The 17,972-nt window shown below is 49.9% G+C and carries 14 protein-coding genes and 1 other annotated feature; of the genes, 6 read left to right on the plus strand and 8 right to left on the minus strand.

The annotated features are described in order from the left end of the window. The first annotated feature begins 135 nt into the window (after nucleotides 1-135). Complete coding sequence (locus M0415_RS16485; RefSeq protein WP_249554673.1) at nucleotides 136-2,871, plus strand: SO2930 family diheme c-type cytochrome; 2,736 nt, start codon at nucleotides 136-138, stop codon at nucleotides 2,869-2,871. Between the two features lie 138 nt (nucleotides 2,872-3,009). Beyond that, nucleotides 3,010-4,194, plus strand: a complete 1,185-nt coding sequence (locus M0415_RS16490) for an SO2930 family diheme c-type cytochrome (protein ID WP_088212138.1) — start codon at nucleotides 3,010-3,012, stop codon at nucleotides 4,192-4,194. Nucleotides 4,195-4,345: 151 nt separating this feature from the next. Here M0415_RS16490 and M0415_RS16495 read toward each other — a convergent pair whose 3' ends face one another. From M0415_RS16495 to M0415_RS16505, 3 genes are all read right to left on the minus strand, one after another. After that, nucleotides 4,346-5,365, minus strand: a complete 1,020-nt coding sequence (locus M0415_RS16495) for an AraC family transcriptional regulator (protein WP_088212139.1) — start codon at nucleotides 5,363-5,365, stop codon at nucleotides 4,346-4,348. Between the two features lie 193 nt (nucleotides 5,366-5,558). Further along, nucleotides 5,559-6,575, minus strand: coding sequence for a protease SohB (gene sohB / locus M0415_RS16500; RefSeq protein WP_088212140.1), 1,017 nt, complete (start codon nucleotides 6,573-6,575; stop codon nucleotides 5,559-5,561). A 112-nt stretch (nucleotides 6,576-6,687) separates the two neighbouring features. Continuing rightward, nucleotides 6,688-9,171 carry a VolA/Pla-1 family phospholipase gene (locus M0415_RS16505; protein ID WP_249554671.1) on the minus strand — a complete coding sequence of 828 codons (2,484 nt, stop codon included), beginning with the start codon at nucleotides 9,169-9,171 and terminating at the stop codon, nucleotides 6,688-6,690. 261 nt (nucleotides 9,172-9,432) lie between these two features. Between M0415_RS16505 and M0415_RS16510 the strand changes: the two genes are divergently transcribed. Further along, nucleotides 9,433-10,170: a YciK family oxidoreductase gene (locus M0415_RS16510; RefSeq protein ID WP_088212142.1), complete on the plus strand. Its 738-nt coding sequence runs from the start codon at nucleotides 9,433-9,435 to the stop codon at nucleotides 10,168-10,170. 134 nt (nucleotides 10,171-10,304) lie between these two features. On the opposite strand, the gene rluB is transcribed toward M0415_RS16510, so the two are convergent. The 5 genes from rluB to rnm all read right to left on the minus strand — a co-directional run bounded on the left by rluB (nucleotide 10,305) and on the right by rnm (nucleotide 14,228). Next, nucleotides 10,305-11,180, minus strand: a complete 876-nt coding sequence (gene rluB, locus M0415_RS16515; protein WP_011716577.1) for a 23S rRNA pseudouridine(2605) synthase RluB — start codon at nucleotides 11,178-11,180, stop codon at nucleotides 10,305-10,307. After that, nucleotides 11,173-11,769 carry an SMC-Scp complex subunit ScpB gene (gene scpB / locus M0415_RS16520; protein WP_011622248.1) on the minus strand — a complete coding sequence of 199 codons (597 nt, stop codon included), beginning with the start codon at nucleotides 11,767-11,769 and terminating at the stop codon, nucleotides 11,173-11,175. The genes rluB and scpB overlap by 8 nt, the downstream gene beginning before the upstream one ends. 3 nt (nucleotides 11,770-11,772) lie before the next feature. Further along, nucleotides 11,773-12,561 carry a segregation and condensation protein A gene (locus tag M0415_RS16525; RefSeq protein ID WP_011622247.1) on the minus strand — a complete coding sequence of 263 codons (789 nt, stop codon included), beginning with the start codon at nucleotides 12,559-12,561 and terminating at the stop codon, nucleotides 11,773-11,775. A 189-nt stretch (nucleotides 12,562-12,750) separates the two neighbouring features. Continuing rightward, on the minus strand, nucleotides 12,751-13,371 hold the full coding sequence (locus M0415_RS16530; RefSeq protein ID WP_086904495.1) for an L-threonylcarbamoyladenylate synthase: 621 nt from the start codon (nucleotides 13,369-13,371) through the stop codon (nucleotides 12,751-12,753). Then, complete coding sequence (gene rnm, locus M0415_RS16535; protein ID WP_088212143.1) at nucleotides 13,368-14,228, minus strand: RNase RNM; 861 nt, start codon at nucleotides 14,226-14,228, stop codon at nucleotides 13,368-13,370. The genes M0415_RS16530 and rnm overlap by 4 nt, the downstream gene beginning before the upstream one ends. Before the next feature lie 210 nt (nucleotides 14,229-14,438). Continuing rightward, nucleotides 14,439-14,546: a sequence feature (Trp leader region), on the plus strand. 51 nt (nucleotides 14,547-14,597) lie between these two features. Here rnm and M0415_RS16540 point away from each other — a divergent pair. The 3 genes from M0415_RS16540 to trpD are packed head-to-tail and all read left to right on the plus strand — an operon-like array spanning nucleotide 14,598 to nucleotide 17,951. Next, the gene (locus M0415_RS16540) at nucleotides 14,598-16,283 is read left to right on the plus strand and encodes an anthranilate synthase component 1 (RefSeq protein WP_088212144.1); all 1,686 of its coding nucleotides are present in this window, start codon (nucleotides 14,598-14,600) and stop codon (nucleotides 16,281-16,283) included. A gap of 16 nt (nucleotides 16,284-16,299) precedes the next feature. Continuing rightward, nucleotides 16,300-16,908 carry an aminodeoxychorismate/anthranilate synthase component II gene (locus tag M0415_RS16545; protein ID WP_088212145.1) on the plus strand — a complete coding sequence of 203 codons (609 nt, stop codon included), beginning with the start codon at nucleotides 16,300-16,302 and terminating at the stop codon, nucleotides 16,906-16,908. Further along, complete coding sequence (gene trpD / locus M0415_RS16550) at nucleotides 16,908-17,951, plus strand: anthranilate phosphoribosyltransferase (RefSeq protein ID WP_088212146.1); 1,044 nt, start codon at nucleotides 16,908-16,910, stop codon at nucleotides 17,949-17,951. The genes M0415_RS16545 and trpD overlap by 1 nt, the downstream gene beginning before the upstream one ends. Nucleotides 17,952-17,972 lie beyond the last annotated feature (21 nt).

Here is a 17,972-nt window from a genome sequence, read left to right on the forward strand (position 1 = left end):
CTTAAATCGAGTCGCGTAACACCATCTCCCCTTAACGCAGCGATGACTTGCACCATTTTGGCCATATTTCACATTGCCTTTTGCTGCCCCTAGCGCATTCTGTTAACGAAATAATAACAAAAAGCAGGAGCACCTATGTTCAACAAGACGACACACCCACTGGCAAAGAAGGGCGTTAAGGCGACACCGCGCCACCTTTGGCCGAGTAACTCCCACAGGAATAAAACTCAAGCTAAGGCGAATTGGCTAATGCCAACTGGGGTCGCCCTACTGATGGCTTTTAATCTCACGGGTTGTTTTTCTGACGATGATCCAGCACCAGAGGTCGTCACGCCACCCGTGGTTCAGCCCCCTGAAACGGGCCCCACCTTCCCCGAAGGCGCCATCAAAATCCTACCGGGGGATAATCTCACCACCCGTATTCAAGAAGCCTTAATCAACGCGCAAAGTGGCGCTGTGATTGTGCTACCAAAGGGCACCTTTAATATCGATTCAACATTACTGTTCGATGGCGACGTGGATGGGGATGGCAGTTATGCCAAAAACGTCACTATCATGGGCTACGGGATGAAGGACACTATCCTCAATTTCGCCCAAGCCAACTCGGGGGATGGGATTTTCGTGCAAAATGCGCTGAACATTACCATTCAAGATCTGTCAGTCAATGAAGCCAAAAACAACGGTATCAAGCTTAAAAATACCAATGGCATCATACTGCGCCGCGTGGGGGCGGTGTGGGAAGGTGAGCTCGACAAAGATAACGGCGCCTATGGTCTGTATCCCGTTGAGTGTGAAAACATTTTGATTGAAGACAGCTATGTCCGCGGCAGTGCCGATGCGGGGATTTATGTGGGCCAATCCCAATATATTGTGGTACGCCGCAATATCGCCAAAGAAAACGTTGCCGGGATCGAAGTCGAAAACTCTAAGTATGCCGATGTGTATGACAACGAAGCCATGGGCAACACTGGCGGGATTTTAGTGTTCGACTTGCCGATCAACAACCACAGATACGGCTCTAGTGTGCGGATTTTCAACAACAAAGTGTATGACAACAACACGCCTAACTTCGCCAACGCCTCGGCCAACCCAGCTGGTGTGCATATAGTGCCGCCAGGCACTGGGGTGATTGTGCTGTCGACCGCCGATGTGGAAATCTTCAATAACGAAATTACCCATCACGACACCTTAGGGGTGACTGTCAGCAGCTTCTTTATTGCAGAACCCGATATGACCTCCTTTGTCGGCAACTATGGTCAACCAGGTCAAGCCATTGAAGATGGCTGGCGCCCAGTGCCGCGCAATATCTACTTGCACGATAACGTGATCACTGACTATGGCAGCAAGCCTAAAGGCTATTTAATTCAAGATATTATCCGCGCGTATGTCATCAGTCACGGCACCTTGCCCGGCGTGCTCTACGATGGCTTAGGGGAAATGCTTGCCAATAACGGCACCGCCGCTTACCTAGGTTTGAAAGAGGCACCCTTTGCCACAGATGGCAGCGATAACGTCTGCGCCAGTGATAACGGTGATGTGTCCTACGGCAGACTCTATGCCAACAGCAACACCGACATCAGTATCGCCGACGTGCAATACGAGAAGACCCAGAACAACCTGCTGAAATGTACCCAGGTGAGCCTACCCGTGCACACAGTCACCTTCGCGGGCCAAGTGTTTGGCTGCGGGGTTGACGATAATACCGCGGGCTGTGATGGCGGCGTGCTCGTTGGCGGCGGTGGTACTATCGGTGAAGGCGAAGGCGGTTTAGTGGGTGATGGTGACCAAAGTCTTTGTCAGGCGACGGGTTCAAACGTCAGTTGGGATGCGCTGCTAAAAGCAAACTGCCCTAAACTGTCGGATTACAATCTGTTCAGCGATGCCAAAAACCCCACGACAGGGCCTAATTCGGGCGGTGTCCCTTACGATCTTAACACTCAGCTCTTTACCGACTACGCCAGTAAATACCGCTTTGTGTATTTGCCTTCGGGACAAAAAGCCAGTTACTCCGAAAACGAAGCGTTTGATTTCCCAGTGGGTAGCGTTATCGTCAAAACCTTTGCCTTGCCAAGCGATACCAGTAAGCGTGGGATCAGTATCGAGAGTTTGATTGAAACCCGTTTGCTGATCCATCGTCCAACAGGTTGGAGCGCCCTGCCCTATGTGTGGAATGCCGACAAGACAGATGCGACGCTGGCGAAAGCCGGTGCAATTAGCAGCCAAACCTTAAGCCATAAAGGAGAAAGCCTCACCTTTAATTACATGGTCCCGAGCATGAACCAATGTAAGCAGTGCCACCAGTTTAAGGCCGATGACAACAGCAACGCCGTGTTTGTGCCTATTGGTCCTAAGGCGCGCCATTTAAACCGCAATTACAGCTATCAAGATGGCACCATGAACCAACTGCTGAAATGGGAAAGCCTAGGTATTTTGCAGGGATTACCAAACCTGAGCCAAGTACCACAAGTGCCCGCCTACCACGATGGTGATGAAGCCACTGTCGCAAGCTTAAGCGATACCGCATTAATGCAAACGGCAAAAGGTTATCTCGACATCAACTGCGCCCATTGCCATAGACCCGAGGGCAACGCCTCTAACACCGGCCTTAAACTCGAATACTGGCGTGGCTACAGTGATGATGCCGGTTTCTCCCACGGTACCTGTAAATCGCCGGTCGCCTATGGCGGTGGAAACTTAGGTTTCGACGTAGTGCCTGGCAATGCCGCTGAGTCCATCATGCACTTTAGAATGCAAAGTACGACCCCGGGCGATCGTATGCCTGAAATCGGTCGCAGCCTATCCCATGATGAAGGCGTGGCGCTGATCAGCGAATGGATTAAACGCCTGCCTGCAGCAAGCTGCTCGCACTAGCGTTAACGGTAACAATGGGTGAAAGCAGGCTTGCAATCACCCACTTGCTTACCACTCCAAGACTGAGCGACATCCAGACAGAGAAGGCCGACTTAGGCCTTCTTATTTCAAGCAACAGCTTAAAGAGCGGATAATCCAATGAAAAACCGCCTAACACTCATCGCAATATTCAGCCTAACGATGTTAGTAACAGCCTGTGGCGGCGGTGACAGCCAAAGCAGCGATAATGGCCAAACGCCGACTCCGCCGACGACACCAACTGTACCGACAACGCCCACCAGTCTGTGCGTGAATACCACTGGGCAAGTTAACTGGCCCGCCTTAATGGCAGAGGATTGCCCGGAATTAAGTCAATACGGGCTCTTTATCGACCCCGAAAACCCTACCGCGCAGCCGCAAGCACCGGGATTTGGTTATCAGCTCGCTACGCAGCTGTTTTCTAATTACGCCAGTAAATACCGCTTTATCTATTTACCCGCAGGCAGCAGCATGCAATACCAAGCGCAGGAGGCATTCGAGTTTCCAACTGGCGCCGTGCTGGTCAAAACCTTTGCTCTGCCACAGGATACAGCTATAACAGGCATAGCCAACGAAACCCTTATCGAAACGCGGCTATTGATAAAACGCTCCCAAGGCTGGACGAGTTTGGTTTATCAATGGCAACAAGGTGAAGCAAAGCTGCTTACCGCGAGCGCAAGCGTGCATCATACCCTGATTAATCAAGGCCAAAGTCAAAGCTTTGATTACAACATACCGAGCCGCGCCGAGTGCAAAATTTGCCACCAGATCAATCAAGATAACAGCAGTCAAATCATCCCGATAGGCCTTAAAGCCCATCTTTTGAATCGCGATATCATCGACCAAGGGCAAAGCGTCAATCAACTCAGCCTGTGGGCTAAGCAAGGCAAGCTTGAGCAGTTACCCGAGTTAAGCCAAGTCGCTAAAACCTATGCCATAGACAACCTCCAAGCCGATTTAACCAGCCGTGCTAAGGGCTATTTAGATGTTAACTGCGCCCATTGCCACAGCGCCAAAGGCTATGCCAGCATCTCCGGCTTACGCCTTGGGTTTTATATCGACCATACCAGCTATCAATATGGGATCTGCAAACAACCACCGGGGTGGGATGGTGGCCCTAAAGGACTCGATTACGATATCGTTCCCGGCAATGCCGACCACTCGATTCTGCTCTATCGCCAAACGCTGTCAGAACCTAAAGATCGCATGCCGCCCATTGGTCGCAACCTTGAGCACCAAGAAGGCGTGGAATTAATTCGTCAATGGATAGATTCACTGGCACCGAGTTTAGGGAATTGTACTTAGATGGATGACTAGCACTTATCAACGCTTAGGAAAGAGATACAGGCAATGGCTGTGTCTCTACACAACCACCAAATGATTTAACTATGGTTTTAACGGCAAAATAGCGGCTTTAACGGCAAGGTTCACTCAATCGCCTTGTTTAGTCAGCCCGTTAACCACCATTTAGCCGGCTAAAATACCCAGGCGGATGGCCAATCCAATGCTTAAAGGATTGACGGAAATGGCTAACATCGCTGTAACCTAAGGTCTCGGCAATCGCCTCAATATCCAACTCGTTAGCTAAAATCAACTCGACCGCCCTTTGGCAACGCACCTGATCGACTAAACGTTGGTAACTCGAGCCAAGCTGTGCCAGCTTACGCCGAAAGCTGCGATCGCTCATATGCAGTTGCGTCGCCATGTCATCTAAATGGAGCACTTGGGGAAAATGTTCGTTGATTGCCCCCAGCACGGTTTCGATAAAGGATGTGGTTGATACCGACGCGGTCTTTTCGGCGTAGGCAGGGAAAGGATACTGGATGGCAAGCGCGAGATGGTTGAGGGAAATGCTCCATTCGTAATATTCGCAATTAAACTGCACCCTAGCCCCCGTTGCCTGAGTTAAAAAACGCTCATCGCGGACAGGTTCCGCCAAATGGATTTGCCTAAGCGTTATCGCCTCCCCCGTGAGCTCTCTGGCAAGCCCTAACAGCGAACCAATGCTGTGCAGAAATTGAAATCCATATTGTGCTTTGTCGATACGGCCAGTATTTAGCCAACGAATGCAAACACAGTCTTCTTCTAGGCGCACTAAGGTGTCGGTAAAACTGCCAACCAGTTGGGGATGATTGACCACAAACTGCAGGCAGGCCTGTAGAGAAGTCAACTGCGCCAGATGGGGCAAGAGCACATCTAAACTACTCACCCGATAGCTTAGGCCTAATTTAGTGCCAATATCGGGGTCGCCGCCCTGCAAACGTAAAAACTCCATCGCATATTCTACCTGCCACACAAACACAAACTGGCAATGATTGAGCTCTGCTAGGCCAACGCCGATATGTTCACAGACTTGCTGTAAGGCGTTTTCGCCTAACTGCGAGGCAATAAAATCGAGAATATTACGTAGCTCAAATGCGGGATAGGTTTGATCACCTACCATCAGGTTCGTCTTGTAGTCGACGCGCTGTAACATGGAAAATCCTTAATTTGATTTGTTCAGCTTTTAATTCCCTAGGTGATTAGTTGTATAAGATCTCGCTTATTTTGAATAGTCTTAAACCAAACTTAATGTTAAAAAAATGTATTATTTTATTTCGCGCTCGGACAAAACAAAAACGCCTGCATATTCGCAGGCGTTTTCATCAGGATTGAGTTAACTCGTCGGCTTACATGGGACGATTTTTCTCAACTAATCGATTAAAAATCGCATTTACCGATAAAGACGCACCATGGGCGATTTTATCTGCCAACTTCTTACGGACTTGGTAGCGCAACTTGTACACAGTACGTTCGCCAGCTAACTGCATTAACACATCATCACTGGTTGAAATCGCATCGATAAGACCTAATTCAACCGCCTGTTGACCGTACCAATGTTCGCCCGTGGCCACCTTAGCCAAATCGAGCTGAGGACGATACTTGCTCACGAAAGCTTTAAACAACACATGGGTTTCTTCCAGCTCCTGTTGGAACTTCTGTCTGCCTTCGTCAGTATTTTCGCCAAACACGGTTAAGGTGCGCTTAAAATCACCGGCCGTGTGTTGCTCGTAGTCGATTTCATGTTTCTTCAATAAACGGTTGAAGTTAGGCAACTGGGCAACGACACCGATTGAACCTACGATGGCGAATGGCGCGGCATACACTTTGTTTGCCACACAGGCCATCATATAACCACCGCTGGCAGCGACCTTATCCACGCAAATCGTTAATGGGATTTCGGCCTGACGCAGACGGTCAAGCTGGCTAGAGGCCAGACCGTAGCCATGCACCATGCCACCGCCACTTTCGACATTCACCACCACTTCGTCGCCCTTTTCGGCAATGGTTAAAATCGCGCTGATTTCTTCCCGCAGTGAAGCTACTTCGGCGGCATCAATACTGCCTTTAAAATCAATAACAAAAACTTTGCCTTTGCTGTCTTCTTCGGCCGCTTTTTCCTTCGCCTTTTCGTCCGCTTTCAGCTGTTTTTCGTAGGCTTTAAACTGCTTCTTCGACAGCAGTTCTTCCTTCAAGCTGTGTTTAAGCTCTTCCAGTTCTTCTGAAAGATTGGTGATCCTCAGTTCACCTTTATCCGATTTGTGCTTCACCGTGGACGCGAGCACCACAATAATCACAGCAACAAGCGCAACCACTATTGTCACGGCTTTCGCTAAAAACATGCCATATTCGTATAGAAATTCCAAAGTACTCTCCGTTGGGGCCTAAGGTGATCCGGTTTAGTGCGCGCTATTCTAACAGTCTAAAGCGCCATAAAAAAACCCAGCAAAGGCTGGGTTTTTAGGATTTTACACGCGACTAGTTAGAACAGGTCGCAATCACGCTTGGATCGGTGACGAAAATCGTCGCTTCACCTTTACCTGCGGTAGAAGCATAGGTCGCCACTTGCGTCTGCATCTCAACGGTTGCCGCGGCAGCCATACCATCCGTTGAACTCTTCTCACTTGGGTCAACAATTGAGCTATGGTGCCCCTTAGCAAAACGCACCGCACCAGAACCTTTGGTGGTTGCATCCACACAAGGCAGACCGATTGCCGAGATCAACGGCTCAGTGCCTGAGAGCGGGAAGTTATCGACGCGATTAGGTAACACTTGGTCAGGTAAGTTACCGTTACCATCACCCGCGATTTCGATTAAGTGCACGGGTAATCCCGTTGCTTTCAACATACCTGCATGGTTAACCGGATCCGCCGAATCCACCGCCGTTTGCACCGCAAAGGCAAAGGTTGGAATAAACTGCGCATAAACCCCTTGTACTAAGGCCGCATATTCTGGGCTGCCTGGCTCGTATCCCGCAGTATTGGCTTTATCCACTAATGCTTGGAACGTCGATGAGGCAGTCACATTGCTAAACAGCACTGGGCCAAAGGTCGCAGAACCGGCAAACGCGCCCGCTAAACCACCCGCTGGTGCTGCCAGAGAGACCGCATTGATGGCATAAGGGTTAGGTAGCGCTTCGCCCGTGCTTGGATTTTTCATGCCCGTGCTGGCATAAGTCGCAAAGTCGGTGCCGACAATCGCACCTAAACTTAAGCCCTGCGCGCTAATCTTGGAAATATCGAATACTTGTGGTTGACCAGCCTGTGCAAGCCCCTGCGCTAAACCCGTTAAGGCTAAACGCACGCCAAGGTGATCCATGGTGGCCTGACGGAAGTTATCCCGCACCGACAGCGTGCTTGAGATATTCACGAAGACGAGTGGATTACCATTCTTAAAGGCATCAGGTGTACCAATCACGTTACCGAAGGAAGGGTCGGTTGCCGATACTTCGTAAATCCCATCCCCATTGGCATCAAACGAGCGGGCACCATGCAAAGGCATATCGATGGCCACCGTTGCCACGCCCATAGCGGCATAGCTACCCGCATAGGCTAATGACATTTCCTTACCACCGCCTAAACCATGCAGCGCAATCGTCGTTGGCCAACCAGAAGTCGGTGGGGTAAAGGTTAAACCTTGTTGCTGATAGAAGGCCGCGAGTTTGGTCGCATTCGGCATAGAAATCAGTACAGGTACCGTTTCATAACCTTTAATCGCAGGGATGGGGTTAAATTTGGTTAAATGCTTGGTTTTATCCGCAGCCGTTCCATCATCGAGCAGCCAGGTTTTACCCGCCATCAAAGAAGGATTCGCTAACGCATCGGCAGGGTTCGCAATCCCATTGGCCACCGCCTGCATACCAAAGTTGGTTTGACTTAAGGTACCCGCTTGCAGCGCTAATAATACCGAAACAGGGCTATCACCTTGGGCTTTCCAGCGGCCATTGATCAGCGGCTGACCTGCCGATGACAGGCAGCTGACTGAGGAGCAGTCACCGTAAATTGGCAATTTAATCTTAGCGGTATAAACGTCGGCTAGGTTCGATACTACATACGCCGCGCCATCTGCTGGCGTTAAGCCTGCAGCCTGCGCCACAGTGTAACCCGCAGGCGTTGGCATTTGCGCAAAACTTGGGGCATAAGGTGCGCCCTGTGCCATCAAGAGTTTTGTGGTTTCATAGACGTTTGCAACCGATTGAGTGGTAAACAAGCCTGAATAGGTAATGGTTGAAGTATCGACATTGTGTGCCGCTGCAATCCCTTTCTCATAGCTGTTGACTAAGGTTTGTAGCATCAATTGGTCAGGCGTTTCTAAGGGTAAGGTGTTGATATCCATCTTCAACGTACCATAGGTCGTTGAAGGGGCAATGCCACGTCCCTCTGAATCCTGGATTAACTTGGTTGTTGCATAAATATAAGACTGGCCAGCTTTAAGCGGTTTGAGTGGCACAATAACGACTTTGTTACCCGATGCCGTTGAGACGAAATCCACCCCAAATTGTAATTCCGCACCGACTTTACAGGCAGAGACTGACGGTTTAGTTGTACATTCAGTATCCGATGACAACGGACCACCCACAGTGGCCTCAAACATTCTCACTGCGCCCGGTTGAGCAACCGATGCCGCCATCAGGGTCAGTTGGGTACCATCATGGTCTTTTGCTAAATCGATATCGATTGAAATGGGTGATGTGGTTGACCATCCATCTAAGGCACCAAGGGCAATTTGTGGATCGACATAGTTCCCCGAACTTTCACCCGGGATTGATAAGGTGCCATCCGTGGTGCCACTGAACAGCAAATCATTAGGCAAAGGCACTTTAGCATTCGCGGGGTCAAACACCATATGGGATTCAGGGATGAGCGGCTCTGTCTTATCCTTGAGTTCGTTATAACTGTCCTCGCCACATCCTGTGAGGCCCAGTGCTGATGCAATCGCAACACACAAAATGAGTCTTTTCATTTTTTTTCCCCAAATCTTGTTGTAATAGTTTTGTTTTCCCCAAGAAATTAGTCACAATAGCGCAAAAGCTATGACTAATAGGGCTTATGTTAGCCCCTAACTCGTTTCAAGTTAACGTAAAAGTATTGAGTTAGCCACAAGTTTGTCACAAACATTTTAGCTATTTATAACAAAGTTTCATTCATTTGTTTGAAACATGCGTTTAGCAATTCGGCGACTCTAGAAGTGGCGGGCATTTTCGCCAAGAGGAATAAAAGGCTCATGTTGGAATATCAAGCAGCAAAAGATTTACTCCAAGGTAAAACCATCCTGGTGACAGGCGCTGGCGCAGGTATCGGTCGCGCGGCGGCCATTGAATTTGCCAAACACGGTGCTACCGTGATTTTACTCGGTAAAACCGTCAAAAAACTCGAAGCCGTATACGATGTAATCGAACAGGCGGGTTACCCAACGCCAGCCATTGTGCCGTTGGATTTAAAAGGCGCCACCGAACAAAACTACCGCGACATGGCCGAAACCATTGGCGAGCAGTTTGGTCACTTAGATGGTCTGTTGCACAACGCCAGTTTACTCGGCGCCTTAGGCCCATTTGAACACATCGATATTCCATCACTCGAAGATGTACTGAAAGTCAACGTCACCTCACAGGTCATGCTGACCAAGGCCCTGTTGCCTATTATGCGCCAAGCACCCAGTGCCTCGATTATCTTTACCTCAAGCAGTGTTGGCCGTCAGGGCCGCGCCTACTGGGGCCCCTATGCCTTCTCTAAATTTGCTACCGAAGGCATGATGCAAGTGCTCGCCCACGAATGTGATGGCACTTCTGTACGCGTTAACAGCATTAATCCAGGTGCGACTCGCACCGAAATGCGTGCAAAAGCATACCCTGCCGAAAATCCATTAGATTTAAAAACGGCCGAAGAAATCATGCCAACGTATCTCTATTTAATGGGACAGGACTCTAGCGACATTAACGGTCAGCAATTTAACGCTCAATAGGCCGTGCTGCTCTAACGCATTGATACCTAGAAAATAAAGGGAGCCCTACGCTCCCTTTATTTTATCGGCCGCAGAAAGCAAAAAAGGCCGCATGCGGCCTTTTTACAGAGAGACTTAACATCACTCGAATGATATTAACTGCGCTGACGTGTTGGCTTAGCCTTAGGCGTTGCTGTCACTTTATGCTTGCGTACAGCGCGGCGAATTTTAGCGCTCTTCACCTGAGCACGGGCCACACTGTGTTTATCGGCAGCCAGCATAGTGCGAGTTTCAGGTTCAAGACCCGCTAATTGGCGCAGGTAGTTAACTTGCTCAATTGGCAATTCAACCCAGCCACCACGTGGCAGAGATTTAGGCAATTCCACCATACCGTAACGCACACGGATAAGACGGCTGACTTGCACCTCTTGGGATTCCCATAAACGACGCACTTCGCGGTTGCGGCCTTCACGTAAACATACGTGCCACCATTGGTTCATGCCCTCACCGCCCGCGGCTTTAATGGCATCGAACTGCGCCATACCGTCTTCCAACATTACGCCGGTACGCAGACGTTGTACCGCAGCCTCAGGCACTTCACCAAAGGTACGTACCGCGTATTCGCGTTCGACTTCGTTAGACGGGTGCATTAAACGGTTTGCTAATTCACCGTCGGAGGTAAACAGCAATAAGCCTGAAGTGTTGATATCCAGACGGCCGACCGCAACCCAACGGGAGTCACGCACTTTCGGCAAACGGTCAAACACGGTTGGACGACCTTCAGGGTCTTTACGGCTACAAATCTCACCTTCGGGTTTGTGATAGGCGAGTACGCGGCAAATCACATCGTCGGCGGACTTAAGCGATACGGCTCTACCATCAATACGAACCTTCGCATCGGCTTCGATACGGTCGCCAAGATTGGCAATCACGCCATCAATACTAACTCGGCCTGCAGCAATCCATGCCTCCATCTCACGACGGGAGCCATGGCCTGCACGGGCCAAGACTTTCTGCAATTTTTCACTCATTAGTATCTTGCTCTTCTGACTGTTCAGGCGTTACTTTCAAACCTGAAAATACCGCCTGCAATGACTCAGTATCCGTAAGCGCAGGTAAATCCGCTAGGGTATCTAAGCCAAAATAGGCTAAAAATTCTAAGGTCGTGGCGTAGAGTGCGGGTCGCCCCGGGACTTCTTTATGACCAACGACTTTAATCCAATGTCTATCTGACAAACTTTTAATGATATGGCTGCTAATGGCCACACCACGCACCTGCTCAATATCGCCACGGGTCACGGGTTGACGATAGGCGATCACCGCCAAGGTCTCTAATGTTGCCCGCGAATACTTAGGTGCTTTTTCCTGCCACAGGGGCTGCAAAAAAGGACTCAGGACTTCCAAGGTCTGGAAGCGATAACCTCCAGCCACTTTCACAAGTTGAACACCCCGTTCCTGATAATCCTGCTGCAACTCTTCCAATGCGGCTTTGATTTTGTCTCTGGAAACACTGAAATCCGCCAACACGGTTTCTTTCAACATTTTCACCGACAAGGGTTTCCCCAATACAAACAGACTCGCTTCTATAAGCTGTTTTAATTGAATTGGATTTATCTGCATCAATTAATAGGCCTTTACGTAAATAGTTGAAAACGGCTCTGTTTGGTACAATTCCACTAATAATTCTTTGACCAATTCCATTAGCGCTAAAAAGGTCACCACCACTCCGGCACGGCCTTCTTCGACGCTAAATAAACGCTCAAAGGGCGTAAACGTCTCGCTATTAAGCATGGCTAAAATTTGGCTCATGCGCTCGCGGGTCGATAACTGTTCACGCTTAACATGATGATCTTCGTTGGCATCGATACGTTTAAGCACTTCGCCAAAGGCGCGGGCGATTTCAAATAACGATACATCAGGCGGGATCACCAAAGGTTTGATATTCGGTGAAGGTGCCGCGGTTGCTTGAAACACATCGCGTTCAAGCCGAGGTAAATCATCAATTTTTTGCGAGGCTTCTTTGATAACCTCATAGGCCTTCAATTGACGGATCAACTGGGCCCGCGGATCTTCCTCCACTTCATCTTCCGCCACCATACGCGGCAGCAGCAGACGGGATTTAATCTCAGCCAGTGTTGCCGCCATGACCAAATAATCCGAGGCCAGTTCGATACGCGCCTGAGTGAGCATCGCGATATATTCTAGATATTGCGCGGTGATCTGCGAAATGGGTAAATCGACAACATCTAATTTTTGTTTACGGATCAAATACAAAAGTAAGTCGAGCGGCCCTTCGAAGGACTCCAAGAACACTTCTAACGCCTCAGGTGGAATAAACAAATCCTGCGGCATTTCGGTCATCGCCTGACCGCGAACAACGGCTAAGGGTAAACTTTGTTGCGTGCCCTGCATCCGCTATCCCCATGTAAAACAATCGTTTTTAAACGGTTGTAGATGACTGACTCGAACCCGTACTGAGCGCGGCATAAGCTCGCTATGCAAGCGCCCCCACGCCAAACGCGCGATTATACCCGCAATTGAGCGGCGATAATACTGTCAAATGATGGTTTTATCGCCTTAATCTCTTAGGATAAATCGCGGTTAGAGAAAGGGAGTCACATCACCCGCGCCTTCACGCAGCACTTCGAAACCATCTTCCGACATATCGATGACTGTGGTCGGTTTTTCACCTAAGTAGCCACCGTGCAGGATCACATCCACTTGATGTTCTAACAGATCGCGAATGTGCTCAGGATCCGATTCAGCAAAATCACTATTAGGCATCACCAAACTGGTCGACATCAGCGGCGCATCTAACGCTTCGAGCAGCGCTAAGGCAATCACATTGTCTGGCACGCGGATACCGATGGTTTTCTTCTTGTCATTTTGCAGACGACGGGGCACTTCCTTGCTCGCCTTAAAGATGAAAGTGTAAGGTCCAGGCGTGCAGCTTTTTAAGATGCGGTAGGCCTGATTATCCACCTTGGCATAGGTCGCTAACTCGGATAAGTCGCGGCACATTAACGAGAAATTATGGTCATGCTCGATTTGACGAATGCGGGTAATGCGCGTCATCGCATCTTTCTCGCCAATCATACAACCGAGGGCATAGCCCGAATCGGTTGGATATACAATCACACCGCCGGACTTAAGCACAGCCACGGCTTGACTGATCAGGCGTACCTGTGGATTTACTTCGTGTACATAAAAAAACTGACTCATGGTCGTTCCACCCAAGATCCCGACTGCCAGACCCAATCAATACCTTGAGGCTGGTAGAGGTTTTTACCTAGTTCAATCCAATTGCTTGGAAAGTGAAAATCACTCCCTATCGATGCAAGCAACTGATTTTGGACACTCAGCGCCACTAAATTTGCCCTGTCATCCACCGTTTGTTGGCCGAGTACCACTTCCATGGCATCCCCGCCTGCTTCTTTAAATTCTCGTACTAACCGCTTTAACCACTTGGCCGACAACTTATAACCGCTCGGATGGGCCAATACGGCGAGGCCGCCCGCATTGTGGATCACCTCAATCGCACTGGCCATATCGCCCCAATTGTTGGGCACATAACCGGTTTTACCGCGAGCTAAATAACGTTTGAACACACTTGGCATATCCACCGCATGGCCATTATCGGCAAGCCAGCGTGCATAGTGACCACGGCTTAAGGCAGCGCCAGCGGCGAGTTTTTTAGCGCCCTCATAGGCGCCTTCAATCCCGGCTTTAGCCAAGCGATGACCGATTTCTTCGGCGCGCTGCTCACGCAACTCACGCTGATGTGCCAAAAAGCCTAATAACTCGGCATGGGTCTCATCAAAGTTGAGTGCCACAATGTGAATATCGTAACTATTCCAACGGGTTGAAATCTCAACCCCAGAAATCAGTTTTAACGGTTCGGCCTGCGCTTGATTGAAGGCACGGGCTTCACTTAAGCCTGCAACCGTATCGTGATCCGTAATCGCAAATAACTGCACGCCCTTTTCAAGGGCTCTGGCGACCAGCTCGGACGGCGTGAGATGACCGTCGGATGCGGTCGTGTGGCTGTGCAAGTCAGCCAATATGCTTTGAGTATTCATGCCGTTATTGTACGTGAATTTAAGATGAAATGTGCATTTATCTCACACTTTATCGAGTAGGAATGGCATTCGGTACAGTGATTTAGCGGCGTGAATCCATCATTTTGAAAAATATTCAATTGACTTTCGGCTCAGGCTCATGTTTTCTATAGCTCAACTAACGAATTATTGAGGCCCTTTTGAATGACTCAGATTAACGCTTCTTTCAACATCATTTGGTGGTGGCACTTCCCAACTTAGCGGGTGGTGTGAAGCTCTGTGCTCATTTGAAAGTAACAGAATCAACAAAAAAGCCCGCAGAAATGCGGGCTTTTTTGTTGGTGCGAAAAATGTCTGCAACGCGGTAAACGGATAAAAAGCGAGATAAGCATGACCCTAAAGACATTTAATCAGGTTACCCAAGTTGATGGCGCGCATTTTGCCCCGTCTCAACAGACATTCGCACGTTCGCATACGCTCAAGGCGACGCTGGCATATCATAGCGACCCACTGCGCCTGTACCAGCACATCACCCAAGATGTACCCCATACCATGTTGTTAGAATCGGCAGAAATCGACAGCAAGGAAAATCTTAAGAGCATGGTGATGACCCATGCGGCGCTGATGATCCGCTGCGACGGCTATCGTTTACGCTTTAGCGCACTGAGTGACAATGGCATCAGTTTACTCGCCCCCATTGAGCAATTTTTTAGTGCTCGTTCAAGCCAAACTCAATGCCAACACGATGGCCACAACTTAGTGGTCACGCTGCAAAAGGACACTGAGCTTAAGGATGAAGATGCCCGCTTAAAATCCACCTCACCCCTCGATGGTTTGCGCTTGTTTGTAAAGCATATCGATTGTGGCCAGACGCCGGCATTCGAAGACTTATTTTTGGGAGGCGTGCTCTCCTACGATCTGATTGATACCGTCGAGCCTTTACCAGAAGCGCCAAATGGGGCAAATGATTGTCCTGATTATTTATTTTATCTCGCCGAAACCTTAATTCTTATCGATCACAAGCAAAAGCACGCCGAGATCATCACCCACAACTTTAGTGAAGGTTCTGCAAAACAGATTGAGGTGACCCAAGCCTTAGCCGAGCGAGCAGAGAATATCCGCGCCCAATGTGAAGCCTTAGTTAAGAGTGCAATGCCTGCGCCCGCCCTCATTGGCATAACGGCCAAAGAGCAAGTGAATGTCAGTGATGAGGACTTCAAACAAACCGTTATCGATTTAAAAGAACACATTATTGCTGGCGACATCTTCCAAGTCGTGCCTTCACGTAACTTTAGCCTGCCCTGCCCCAATACCTTGGGAGCTTACCGCGCACTGCGATTAACCAATCCCAGCCCCTATATGTTTTATTTCAGGGGCCATGACTTCACCCTGTTTGGCGCCTCGCCCGAGAGCGCGCTGAAATATGAAGCCAGCAATAATCAGGTCGAAGTGTACCCGATTGCAGGCACCCGTAAACGCGGCAAAACCGCCAGCGGCGAGATTGATTTCGACCTCGATAGCCGTATCGAACTCGAATTGCGTTTGGATAAAAAAGAGCTCTCCGAACATTTAATGTTGGTCGATTTAGCCCGTAACGATATCGCCCGTATCAGCCAAAGTGGTAGCCGCAAAGTGGCCGAGTTACTTAAAGTCGACCGTTATTCCCACGTGATGCACTTAGTCAGCCGCGTTACAGGTCAACTACGCCAAGACTTAGATGCACTCCACGCCTATCAGGCCTGTATGAATATGGGCACGCTAGTTGGCGCCCCAAAAGTGCGCGCCTCGCAATTGGTGCGTCAGGCAGAAAAGACCCGCCGCGGCAGCTACGGCGGCGCTGTGGGTTACCTCAACGCCCTTGGGGATATGGACACCTGTATCGTGATCCGCTCCGCCTTTGTGAAAAACGGCGTGGCCCATATCCAAGCGGGTGCTGGCGTGGTGTTTGATTCCGATCCCCAGAGTGAAGCCGATGAAACCCGCCAAAAGGCGCAGGCAGTGATTTCGGCCATCAAGATGGGCGCTGGCTTGGATGAAAGCCAGCAAGCAACTGCGACCACTACGACTGAACAATAAAGATAAGGAGCCCAAGATGAAACTCTATTTACTCGATAACTTCGACTCCTTTACCTACAACTTAGTCGACCAATTTAGAAGCCTTGGCTGTGAAGTGGTGATCTACCGTAACGATGTTGCCGCCGACTATATCGCCGACAAGCTGTTAGCGGAAACCGAGCCTAGCGCCTTAGTCCTATCGCCAGGCCCAGGTGCGCCCCATGAAGCGGGTTCCATGATGGCGTTGATCGACAAAGTCGCGGGCAAAGTGCCTATGCTTGGGATCTGTCTAGGTCATCAAGCCATGGTGGAATATTACGGTGGTAAAGTGGAGCGCGCGCCTTTCGTGGTTCATGGTAAAGCCAGCCCCACCTTCCATGATGGTACGGGCGTGTTTGCTAACTTGCCTTCGCCGCTACCTGTCGCCCGTTATCACAGCTTAGTCGCCACAAAAGTACCCGATTGTCTTGAAGTGATTGCCACCACAGAAGAGATGCCAATGGCGATTTTGCACTCCGAGCACAGAGCGGTCGGTTTTCAGTTTCATCCAGAATCCATCTTAACCACCTTGGGCAGCACATTGTTAACCCAAACCCTACGCTTTTTGACTCAAGACATCGCCCACAATACCGCAGGAGCCCAATAATGAGCGCAACATCGATTCAGCCCCTGCTCGATATTTTGTTTCAGGGTAAGGCATTGACCCGCGAGCAAACCGCCAGCCTCTTTAGCACCCTTATCCAAGGTGAAATGAATGAGGCAGTGATGGCGGCAATGTTAATGGCCCTTAAAATTCGCGGTGAAACCATTGCCGAAATAAGTGGCGCCGCCGATGCGATGCGCGCCGCCGCCAAGCCATTCCCCTATCCAGCCTCAAGCCGTAGCCAAGGGATTATCGATATCGTTGGCACCGGTGGCGATGGTTTTAATACCATCAATATTTCCACCACAGCAGCCTTTGTCGCCGCCGCTGCTGGCGCCAAGGTTGCAAAACACGGTAATCGCTCGGTCTCGAGCAAATCGGGCTCTTCGGATTTACTCGCCCAATTTGGCATCGATTTAACCATGTCACCCGAGCTGGCGAGCCGTTGCTTAGAATCACTCAACCTGTGTTTCCTGTTTGCGCCCCACTACCATGGCGGTGTCAAACATGCGGTGCCCGTGCGCCAAGCGCTGAAAACTCGCACCTTATTCAATGTGTTAGGGCCATTAATTAACCCAGCGCGCCCAGAATTTATGTTGCTTGGGGTCTATAGTCCTGAACTGGTGACGCCCATCGCCCGCGTACTGCAAGCCCTCGGCACGCAAAGAGCCATGGTGGTACACGGCAGTGGTTTAGATGAAGTGGCGCTCCATGGCAGCACGCAGGTCGCCGAACTCAAAGACGGTGAGATTATTGAGTATCAACTAACGCCTGCGGATTTTGGCGTGCCTCAAGCCCAAATTAGCGAGCTTGAAGGCGGAGAGCCTGCACAAAACGCCCAAATCACTCAATCTATTTTGCAAGGACAAGGCAGCGATGCCCACACCCATGCGGTTGCCATTAATGCCGGTTGTGCCTTATATCTGTGTGGCCTATCGGACTCAGTCAAAGCTGGCACCACCCTTGCGCTCAATACCATTAAAAGCGGCAAAGCCTTTGAATTACTGAATCAACTCGCTAAAGTCAGCAGCGAAGCACAGGAATAATGACCATGGCACAGGTTCAAC

The sequence above is a fragment of the Shewanella sp. 10B genome (assembly GCF_023475885.1).
Classification (GTDB): Bacteria; Pseudomonadota; Gammaproteobacteria; order Enterobacterales; family Shewanellaceae; genus Shewanella; species Shewanella mangrovisoli.